The sequence below is a fragment of the Pseudomonadota bacterium genome, from assembly GCA_010028905.1.
GTDB lineage: Bacteria > Vulcanimicrobiota > Xenobia > RGZZ01 > RGZZ01 > RGZZ01.
The window spans coordinates 1-10,530 of the sequence record RGZZ01000144.1 but is presented as its reverse complement, the minus strand read 5'-3'; the positions used below and the strand labels follow the sequence as shown (position 1 = coordinate 10,530).

Here is a 10,530-nt window from a genome sequence, read left to right as displayed (position 1 = left end):
CCCCGCCCCTGGGTACGCGCCTCCGTCGAATGAGCGCCTCAACGCCCTGCAGCAGAAGGCTGTCGAGCTCTCGCTTCGCACGAGCGACTACATGCTCGTGCTGGGTCCTCCGGGCGCGGGGAAGACGACCCTCCTGCGGGCCATGATCCGCGCCCACGTAGACGCCGGACGTCGCGTGCTGGTGAGTGCGCAGACCAATCGCGCCGTCGATCAGGTGGTGCGCAAGCTCATCGAGGGCGGAATGCAGTCGCAGGTGCTTCGCCTGGGCCGTACCGCGGCCATCGCCGACGACGTGCAGGCGTGCGTGCTCGACCGTCTGTACGACCGCGCTGAGCCCCTCGAGCAGAAGCTCAAGACCGTCAAGCGGCTGTGCGCCGAACGCTCGGTGATTGCCGCAACCGCAAGCATGCTGGCCAAGGGCGAGTACCAGCCGATGCTGGGTGAGATCGACCTCGTCATCATCGACGAGGCCACCCAGCTGAGCGTGCCCATGTCGCTCGCCCCCCTGCGCTACGGAAAGCGCTTCGTGCTGGTGGGCGACCCCAAGCAGCTGGCGCCCATTCGCCTGGTCGACCCATCAAGCGACGGCGTCACCCGCGAGAGCGGCTCGCTGTTCGAGGTGCTTGAGCGCAAGGCGGCCGCCGCAGGGAGCGAAGGGCTCGTCGTACTCGAGGAGCAGTACCGCATGAACGACGCCATCTGTGCGGTTCCCAGCCGCATGTGGTACGATGCGAAGCTGCGCCCGCACGACGACGTGGCCGGCGAGCGTCACGACATCGCCCATCACACGGTCGAAGAAGACCTGCGCGACATCCTCGACCCCCACCGCCCCATCGTGTTCGTCGACGTGCCGCCGCACTTCAAGGGGGCCCGAACCAACGTGCGCGAGGCCGAATGGGTGGGCCGCATCGCTCGAGCGCTGGTCGACGCCGACGCGCGGCTGCGCGACCCGCGCGAGGCCGAGCGACGCATCGGCGTTCTGGCGCCGTTCCGCGCCCAGGTTGCCGGCATCCGCCGGGAGCTCGCCCAGCAGCTGCCTGACATCGCAAACACGCGAAGCTGGGTCGACACCGTCGACCGCTTTCAAGGCGATGAGCGCGATGTCATGATCATCTCGCTGGTGGGCGCCAACGGCGGCGACGTGCCGGAGCTCTTGCAAGATCCACGACGCCTGAACGTGGCTCTCTCCCGCGCGCGCCACAAGCTGGTGCTCGTGGGCGACCACACAAGCCTGGCCCGCAACGCCATGTTCGCCGCGCTGTTCGAGGTTATGGGCGAAGAGGTGCCCGACTACCGCGTCTGCCCGCAGGCGTGAGGCGGTTGAGCCTCGTGCACCCGCAGCCCCCATCGCGCAGGCCCGTGACTGCGATCACAGGGACTACGACCAGCGACCCTTGCACTGCTATTGAGCCCATGCGATGATGGCGACATGAGCAATGAAAGAGAATCGAAGCGCTCTACCATGCACAGACACCTCACCACCCTGCTCCTGTTGCTGCTCACCCTGAGCAGCGCGGCACGGGCCCAGTCCACCGACCCCAGCAACCCTACGCCCTGGCCCGCCGGAGGCGCTCGAGGAACGGGGGGAGGCGTCACCTACTACTACCGCATCAATGCGGGCGCCGGCCCCATGCAGGTGCACTGCGAGGCACGGGCACAGAGCGGCTCGTCGAGCGTATCGGTGTCCTTCAGCGACGCAGGGCGGCACTACTTCGCCTCGGGCGGCGCCATCGCCACCACCGAAGGGGGGCGAGGTGACGCCACGGTCAACGTGCCGCAGGCCGAACCCTTGCTGGTCACCGTCACCCTGCTCGGCAACAATGCCGTGTGGTCGGTGACGCTGAATCCCCAGCCCTACGTGTTCAATCTTCCCCGCATCAACGGGACCGACCCGAACGGCAACGCCTGGCCAGGGCTGCGTCCCAATCCCACCCCCACGCCCGCACCCCTGCGACCGACCACTCCTGGCGGAACCGACCCGAACGGCAACGCCTGGCCGGGGCTGCGCCCTGTGGGCGTAGGAGCGCCGCCCACGGGAGGCCCCCCACCGATGCGCGGCCCGGTAGAACCCGGAGCGCGGCCCTGGACCGGCACGTTCAGCGGGCCTTGGCCAGACCGATACCAGGCGATGTACTTCAATGTCACCTCGAGCGGTGGACCGCTCACTGTAGAGGTGAACATCAGTGGCGCGAACGCCAACATCTCGGCCTTCATCTGCGACCCGACCTCGATGACCGGCAGCGAGTTCCCCCTCGGTGGCGCAAGTCAGGCCAACGCATACACCACGGGCCCGACATCGGGTCGAGCCACCTACAACCTGCAGCGCGGCGTGTACGTGCTCCGCGTGATCGTGAGCCACGGCACCCAGTCGTACACCGCCTCTGTCACCACCCACTGACCTTTATCCCTGCGCGCTCCGCTGCCCGACCCGACACACCCACGCGGGGTCTGTGGCTTCACCCTTCTGGTGAAACCACAGACTCTGTCTCCATTCTCGCTTGCCTCGCTGCCCACCACGCGAGCGCAGGCTCCATCACGAAGAACAGGCACACGACCACCAGATTGGCGGTGAACACCACATCCGGAAAGATCTGGTGCGATGACAGGTGGAAGCCGATGAAGAAGAGGCCCACGGCGACACGAAAGCGCGGCCAGAAGAGGGCCAGCGGAACGAGCAGCTCGAAACCGAGGGCGGTGATCTGAAACACCTGGCTCAAGCTGCGGTGCGCCAACACCATCGAGCCGAGCCACGTGTCGCCATCGCCTCGCGCCAGAATCCACAGCTGAAACGTGAGGCCATCGGCCCAGCGCAATCCGCCCCCCTCGATGAGCTTCGAGAGCCCCGCAAAGAAGTAGTGGCAGCAGATGGCGAAGACCGATGCGACATACGCCCACTGCGGATAGAGCGGGGTCGTGAGCAGGCGCCCCTCACGCCGGGCCGCCCGAATCTCTTGCGCGTAGATATGGTACCAGGCGCACTGCACAAACATCACCAGGTTGAGCAGATGGCACTTGTGATCCCAGAACGGTGCGTTCTGCAGATACACCGACACGTAGCCCGTGAACGCCAGGGTGGCGCCCCAGCTGCTGAGCGGAACCATCCAATCGCCCATCCACAAGGCCCCACACACCACGAAGGCCACCCACAGCAAGGCGAGCAGCCGAACGTCGCCATACAGCCACGCAGGCAGAAGCCCCGCCGCCGAGACCGTGCCCACGGAAATGCCCTGCCCGAGCCGCTCGAGGGGCATGTTGGCGGTGAGGTGCAGCGCCATGAGCAGCACGAGCGCCACCGAAACGCGCCCGAAGAGCGGCGTTGAGAGACGAGTGAGGTCAAGTCGATTCACCCAATCGCTCACGGTGTCCTCTCGACCCGCATCTCTTCGACCTTCACCACACCAGCACGCTCGGCGTCAACGGCCCCGAGGGTTGTGCGCGTGATGATGACCCAGGGGATCGACATCGCCGCCAGCTGCTGCTTCACCCGACGCGCCAGCGCTTGCGGCGCGAGGGGCGGTTGACCCACGATGTTCACGCTGTCGAACGGGATGCGCGCGCGATGTCGGTGGAAGGGTGAGGTGGCTGTACCGTCGGCGCCGAGATTGGCGATGTCGAGTCCGAAGTCACGCGCGGGCAATGGCTGGCCAGAAGGCCCGCGTACCGCGTAGAGCGTCACCTCGCGCAGGCGCGTGTCATACATGGGCGCGATGGTGAACGGGTAGAACTCGATGAGCAGCAGGGGAACGAGGATGTTGGCCGCAACGAACAATCCGAGAAAGACCCGCTCCGAGAGGCGCAGCCCGCGCGTCGGCGAGGAAGACACGCCCTAGTCTCCGTCGGGCTCGTCTTCGTCTGCGCCTTCGGTCTCGATCTGCAACGTGCGGAACAGGCGAGCCAGATCGACCGCCCCCATCTCGAGCACCCCGTCGGAGTCGGCCTCATCGTGCGACCGCACGTTCTCGGCACCGCCCGCGGCGTCGATGGCCAGCTGGGCGAGAACGGCATCGACCGCTTCCTCAGGCGTGGCCTCATCATCGATGACCTGCTTGAAGGCCGGCAGAAAGCGACGCGAGAGCTCAACCGTGATCTCGAACAGATCGCCCAGGTCTTCGCCCTCAAGAATCGCGCCGGGATTCATGGTGCGCGACCGGCACTGCACGATGCCCTCGTCGAAATCGAAGTCGAAGTAGACCGCCGCGCTCTTGAAGTTTGCCCGCAGAAGCGCCTCCATCATCACCCCATAGCGCCGACGCGGCACGCGCAGGGGCAGTGCGACGAAGTACGACACATATGGGTCGTTCCCCAGGATGAGCACAGGAAAGGTCTCGTCATCGACTTCGACCTCGAGGTTCAGATCGCCGTCATCATCGACCTCATAGGGAACCCCCTCGGCGTCGAACCACGCGGCGAGGGCCTCCAGCAGCGCAAGCCCGTCGAGGGCTTCATCGTCGTCTTCTTCATCTTCGGTGAACTCGGGCCGATAGGTGGTCTCCCCCACGAACATCTCGTCGAAGCGCTGCGCCGACGCGTCGTCGAGGAGACGCACACCACGCAGCAGCGCCACGTCTATCTCTCCTCTGCCCGCGCTGGGGTCGATGGGTCGCCCACCCTGCGCTGCAATGAAGCGCAGACGCTTGAGCACGGCTTTCGAGACCTTGCGATCGAAGCGCAGCGCGGTGCACTCCTCGGCCAGCAGGTGGCTGCTCGACGCGTCATCAACGCTCTCGAGAAGCCCCTGCGCCTGGTCTGTGTCAGCAACGATGCCCACCTCCATGCGGGCGATGAGCAGCACGCGGCCGTCGCGAACCGTGATGGCGTAGATGCGGTCACCGGCAGACACCTCATGGCGAGCGAACGCATCGCCCGAGAGATAGATCAACGGACTCCCCTCATCGCGCGCAGCAGCCCGACAGACCGTACTCGACCAGTACTGGGTGAACGATCGCCCCATCTCATTCCACGCCTTCCCGAAAATCCGATGGCCGGGATTTCGCGAAAGAGAGGCCGGTCCCTGTGGGGAAACAGCCTTCAGTCTTCGGCGGTGCTACCGCCCTCTTGAGCGTGCGCCCCGCGATGAACGAGATGCGTCAGTCGCCAGCCATCTCGTGCGCGCCCTCAGCGGAATACCCCCAGGCCTGCACGAGAGGACGTCGGTTGGTGTCGGTGCCGCTGTAGTCATAGGCCGCGCCGTAGTGATCGGTGACATAGCGGCCGCTGCCGGGTTTCTTCTCCGTGATGAGCACCGCATGTTTGTCACTGACGCCGATGACTGCGTCATACCCGCGATAGCCCTGCTGATTCAGCGCCACCGGCTTGAGGTCGTTGGCCACGCCGAGCATGCGCGCGTCGGTGAGCACGAACTGCGGCTTTCCGAGGGTCTGCAAGGCCTCCTTGAACGAGTGGGCATTGTCGAGCTCGTAGAGCGCCACTGACTTGGCCATGGTGGCGTAGCAGAGGGTGGCGTAGGATGAGACCCGCGCATCCCACGAGGCGAAGTGCTCGAGCTCATCAGCGAGCTCGAGCTCTTCGAACGAGATGGCATAGGTGACGCCGGTCCGGGTCGTGACCTGGTACCCTTGGGGCGTGGCCACCACCTTGCCCAGGGCGCCCGTGCCATAGTGCTGCATCGAGGCTTTGATGACCGCAACGGCCGAGCAGTTGCCCTCGCGCCCCTGCCCGAAACCCTCGATGACGTTCGCGAAGCGCTGCGGCTGCGCGATGCACGCGTCGATCTCGCGCTTGACGTTACGCATGTGACGGCTCAGGTTCACCGCGGGTGCGACCTGCTGGGCAGCAGCGGTCTGCGCGCCGGGCACCGCTTTCGAGGGGCTCCCCTGCGTCGCGGTTGCCGACTGTGAGATCGACACCGCAGCAGGCGGAGGCGCGGCGGCCAGCGCGGGGGTCACTGCGCCCCAGGCGGTGAGCCCCAGCGCCACCGCCATTCCCAGGCGCAGGGCCGTGCTCGGAACGACGGCGGGGGACGCAGGCGCGGCCGCGTTCGGCTGAGCACCCAGCACAACCTGGTCGAGGGAACGCGAAGCGTCTGCCGAGTCAGTTGCGGTGGGGCGCGATGGGTTGCCAACAGACGCAGGCACGCACAGGAACGGGTTGTGGATGCGCATGGGCGCTGCGGCGATCACGTGACACTCTCCCTCGATGGGCGCCAAACCTGCAACCAGCGCATCGTCGGCACCCTTCACCTCTAGGTCTCCAGCGTACCACCCTGCGCGGCGCCATGTGTCAAATAAATGTTAAATCCCGGCCATCGAAGCAGCGTCACTGTGGATCTCCGCCTCCTGAAGAACACGATTTCAGGATTCTTCTCGGTCGAGGCCCTATCGTGAGCAGACACACCAGCAAACGGGCGGAAGGGCTTGAACGCAATGAATCCGACGGCGCTCATCCTCGGCAACCCCCCCACCCTGCGCCCAAATGCCTCCTCGGCAGCGACTTCGGAGCAGCCCGACCTCCCCAATACCGACGTAACGTCTGCCCCGTGCGACCCGCACCCCACTCCGACCGACAGCGTCACCCTGGGCGCGATGGTCGGGGTGAAGCCCCTCAACAAGCGCGAGATGGCGGCCCGGTACACCAACAACCTCGCGCTGCACCTGCTCTTCAGCGACACCCCCGCGGTGATGAGCATGGCGGCCAACGTGACCCCGCTGCCCCCCGGGCTGACCGGCTTCCTCGACACCTTCAACGCCGTCAACACCCTGACCGGCGTGGTGGCCATCGCCGCCGACCTGCGCGAGATCCGCGGCACCTACAAAAACCCCCATGCCACCCAGACCGACAAGCTCGTCGACGTGTCACACCTCATCGCGGGCGACATCCTCTCGACGGCAGCCTCGCTCACTCCCCTGGTCACGCCGCTGTCACACCCCCTGGCCCTGGCCTTCTTCATGGGTGGTCAAGCGGTGGGCATCGGCATGGACGTGATGAAGACCGTCTACGACTTCAAGCGCAAGGGGCAGCAGTCGGCCTGCGGCGACTGAGCGCTCGACGACCCGCGCGAACCAGCGGGAATCGCAGAGACCGACCCGCGAAGCCTGACGCCATGAACGACCACCTCTCTCTGCCACGCCCTGCACCGCCCCTCCCACAGGTGCATCGGAAGGCCATTGCCGGGCGCATCGTCGCCCTCACCCTCTTCATGTGCCTGGCACAGTTCGCCTCAGCCCAGGCGCCCTCCGCGGGCCCCACGGCCCCCAACCTCGCACGGCAGGCAGAGGTCACCGCCTCGTTCGACAAGACGGGAGGCTACGAGCCCCGCACGGTGAACGACGGCGACTTCGACACCCGCTGGGACAGCGGCAAGGGCGACGCCTCGTGGCTCGAGCTGTCGTGGAAGCAGCCCGTCACCTTCGACCGGGTCGTGCTGGTCGAGTGGAACCGCCACGTGCGCCGCGTGACGATGCACGCGAGCCAGGCGGGAGGCACTCTGGCGCTGGGCGAGGCCCGCACCCCCGAGGGCGCAACGCCAGAATCTTCGTGCGCGCGCACCTGGACGCTTCACACCGGCGCCCCCATCACCACCGACCGCCTGCGCATCGACCTCACAGGGACAAGCGTGTCGGTCTTCGAGGTGCGCGTGGCTCTCTCTGGCTCGACAGGGATGCGCACCCAGCGCGGGCAGGTACGCGACCGTCGCAGCGGACGTCCGCTGCCCGGCGTCGTGGTGCGAGCGCTTCCCTGGGGCGAGGCGTGCCGTACCGACGCACTGGGCCGTTACGCGCTCGAGCTGGAACCCGGCACCTACCCCCTCGAGGCCGACGCATCGATCGTGGGGCAGGCCACGGCAAACCCTGCGCCCAAACTTCCCCGTCCCGCGCGCATGTTGCCGGATCGCGCCTACAACACCCACACCGAACGACGTACCGTCACCGCCTGGGCCCCCTGCCGCGTACCGAACGTGCCCGCGGGAAGCCCACGTGATCTTGCCCTCGACCCCGTCACCGTGACCCGCCTCACCCTGACCGGAACGGTTCCCAACGCCGCGTTCCCCCCCGACCGCACCTGCACCGTTCCCATCGGCTTCGATCTGCCCAGGGGAACCCGTCGCCTCGAGCTGCGCCTCGACGACCTGCAGCCCGCCGTGGGCGCGCGCACGGGCAACGCCATCGACTACTTCTACCGCTGGGCCCACTTCGTGCTCTTCGATCCGCGCGGCACGGGGGCAGAGAGCTTTCGTGGCCTGGGGTTCAGCCGCAACGGCAACGGCGCCTTCGTAACCCCCGACGAGGCCACGCCGGGCTGGATCGCCGGACCGCTCACGCCAGGACGCTGGACGCTGCTCGCCTACTGCGGGTCAGACACCGTCGACATGCGCTACTCGCTCACCCTGACCATCTTCTCTGAAACAGACAAGCACACCGTCGTGCGGAAAGAATCACCGCTTCGCTACGAGCCAGGCGTGCTGAACCCGTGGCCTGGCTGGTACAAGGGCGACTTCCACAACCACTGCACCCACAGCGCCGACGCCTCGCAATCGCTGGCGGCCCTGCTCGCAGACCGCGCTGCGCAGGGGTGGGACTGGCTCACCCTCACCGACCACAACACGGTGAGCGGTCACGCCGAGGTGGCCCGCATCCACGGGCGAAAGCGCCCCCTGGTGCTGCTCGGCGAGGAGATCACCACCGAGTTCGGCCACTTCAACGCCTGGGGCATTCCCCAAGGCATGTGGTGTGACTTCCGCTTCTCTCCCGCAACCCCCGAGGCGCTGGCCCGCGTCATCGACGCGGTGCACGCGGCGGGAGGGGGCATCGGGCTGAACCACCCAGGCTATCCCGTGCTGCCGCCCAAGGGCTTCGACTGGAACGAGAAGCTCGACAATGCCGAGGTCTGGAACGGAACTGACGAGGCCACGCTGGTGCGGCGCCTCACCTGGATCGACGCCATGTACGCAAAGGGGCTGCGGGTTCCCATCCGCGGCGGCAGCGACCTGCATCACCCCGGACCGCTGCACACGCCCATCACGTACATCCACGCCCGCGCCCTGTCGCGCGACGCGCTCATGGAGGGCGTCCGCGCAGGCCACATGACCGTGACCCGGGACGCCCGCGCCCCTCGCCTCGTGCTCGAGGCCGACCCCGGCAACGACGAGACGTTCGCGGCGGAAGGGGGCGACACCGTGCGCGCGTCCGACACGCTGCGCTGCCGTGCCCGCGTCGAGGGCGGCAGCGGCACGATGCTGCGCGTGATCACGGCGCGCGGCGTCGAGCAGACCACAGTGGTGACAGCCCCCCGCCAGGCGATCACGTTCGAGGTGCGCGACACCCCCTTCGTGCGCGTCGAGCTTGTGGAGGCCGTGGGTGGACGGCACGTGGCCATCACCAATCCGGTGTATTTGAAGCGGTGACGGCTCGTTCTGAGCGACTGCGGCTGGGGGCTCAAACCGGTGGGCCGGTCTTGTTGCCCACCGCCACCCAGTCGGTGGCCTTCTGGAAGTCGAGCGCCATGTAGGTGTAGACGTCGTTCGGCTTCGTCAGGTGAATGGTGAGGCCGCTGGCATTGGGATGATCGCCGTTGTGCTGCTCGGCGATGATCAGATCGCGATAAGCCTCCTGTGCCCGCTGCGCCGCCGCCTTCACGGCGGGATCGTTGACCGGGCCATCCGCCGAGAGAAGCGAAAGCCAGTGACCGAGGTCACGGTAGCCGAAGAAGTGCTCGCACCCTGCCAGAACCTCGCGCAACTGGCCCTGGGTCACCTGCGGGGCGAGGAGCGCGCCGCGCAGATCGATGAGGGCCTGCTGCAACGGCGCCATCTTCTCGAGATCGATGGCCGACAGGGTGTGCGTGATCTCCGGCGTGTCTGCCGATTTGCCCACGATGCGCTTCACAAGTTCTTCCGGCGTGGTGTTGAGACGCTGGTTCAGCCGCGCTTGAAGCGCCTCGAGACGCCCGTTGCCGAGAATGGGGGTATAGGGCCAGCCGTCGGCCCCTTCGGTCTGCTCAGACGCCACCATGTAGCGCGCTTGATCCTTGAGCTGCCACGCCACCTCGGTGCTGGCCATGAGGCAGGCGTCGAAACCGACGACATCGAGCTTGCGGCCCGTCTCGGCCGTGACCGTCTGCAACGCAGACTTCAGGGCGGGCAGATTCATCCACCCAAGGTGGGAGTCGTCCTGGCAGCAGCCCTTCCACGCGTTGCCGTGATCTGAGATGACAAGCATGAAGTGCTCGGCGGGATACTTCTGCATGGCCCACCGCAGTGCGCCCGCGAGGGTGTCGGCCGACGCCATGTTCACCTGGCCGAGGTCTTGGTCGACGGGGGAGTCGATGACATCGGGGGCGCCGCCGAGGCTCGCGTCAGACTGCAGCGCAATGCGCTGACAGCCTCCCCCGGCGCGACCGCGATCGATCTGCACCAGCAGGTTGGTGTTCTGGTCGCCCCCAACCTGCTCCATCTCAGCAACATCGTGCTCCATCCAGGGGCGCAGATCGTTGTCGGCGGCGCTGTAGAGCAGCACGGTCCACTTGCGGGGCGCCGTGGGCGGCGCGTCGCTCGCGGTGGCGCGGGGCAGGGTG

9 protein-coding genes are annotated in these 10,530 nt (G+C 67.0%); 4 read left to right on the top strand and 5 right to left on the bottom strand.

Going from position 1 to position 10,530, the window contains the following annotated elements; genetic code table 11:
* Both EB084_11700 and EB084_11695 read left to right on the top strand, forming a co-directional pair.
* Positions 1-1,315 (top strand): ATP-binding cassette domain-containing protein (locus tag EB084_11700; GenBank protein ID NDD28919.1); only part of this gene is annotated, 1,315 nt, incomplete at its 5' end.
* A gap of 147 nt (positions 1,316-1,462) precedes the next feature.
* On the top strand, positions 1,463-2,398 hold the full coding sequence (locus EB084_11695; GenBank protein NDD28918.1) for a hypothetical protein: 936 nt from the start codon (positions 1,463-1,465) through the stop codon (positions 2,396-2,398).
* A gap of 58 nt (positions 2,399-2,456) precedes the next feature.
* On the opposite strand, the gene EB084_11690 is transcribed toward EB084_11695, so the two are convergent.
* The 4 genes from EB084_11690 to EB084_11675 all read right to left on the bottom strand — a co-directional run bounded on the left by EB084_11690 (position 2,457) and on the right by EB084_11675 (position 6,200).
* Positions 2,457-3,359 (bottom strand): hypothetical protein, encoded by a 903-nt coding sequence (locus tag EB084_11690; protein NDD28917.1) that lies wholly within the window; start codon positions 3,357-3,359, stop codon positions 2,457-2,459.
* Positions 3,356-3,823, bottom strand: a complete 468-nt coding sequence (locus EB084_11685; protein NDD28916.1) for a hypothetical protein — start codon at positions 3,821-3,823, stop codon at positions 3,356-3,358. Before EB084_11685 ends, EB084_11690 begins: the two co-directional genes overlap by 4 nt.
* Before the next feature lie 3 nt (positions 3,824-3,826).
* Positions 3,827-4,951, bottom strand: coding sequence for a hypothetical protein (locus EB084_11680; protein NDD28915.1), 1,125 nt, complete (start codon positions 4,949-4,951; stop codon positions 3,827-3,829).
* A gap of 136 nt (positions 4,952-5,087) precedes the next feature.
* On the bottom strand, positions 5,088-6,200 hold the full coding sequence (locus EB084_11675) for a hypothetical protein (GenBank protein ID NDD28914.1): 1,113 nt from the start codon (positions 6,198-6,200) through the stop codon (positions 5,088-5,090).
* A 183-nt stretch (positions 6,201-6,383) separates the two neighbouring features.
* Here EB084_11675 and EB084_11670 point away from each other — a divergent pair, with 183 nt between their 5' ends.
* Both EB084_11670 and EB084_11665 read left to right on the top strand, forming a co-directional pair.
* Entirely contained in the window at positions 6,384-6,998 is a 615-nt protein-coding gene (locus EB084_11670) for a hypothetical protein (protein ID NDD28913.1), read from the top strand.
* Between the two features lie 62 nt (positions 6,999-7,060).
* Positions 7,061-9,361, top strand: coding sequence for a hypothetical protein (locus EB084_11665; GenBank protein ID NDD28912.1), 2,301 nt, complete (start codon positions 7,061-7,063; stop codon positions 9,359-9,361).
* 31 nt (positions 9,362-9,392) lie between these two features.
* Here EB084_11665 and EB084_11660 read toward each other — a convergent pair.
* Positions 9,393-10,530 (bottom strand): hypothetical protein (locus EB084_11660; GenBank protein NDD28911.1); only part of this gene is annotated, 1,138 nt, incomplete at its 5' end.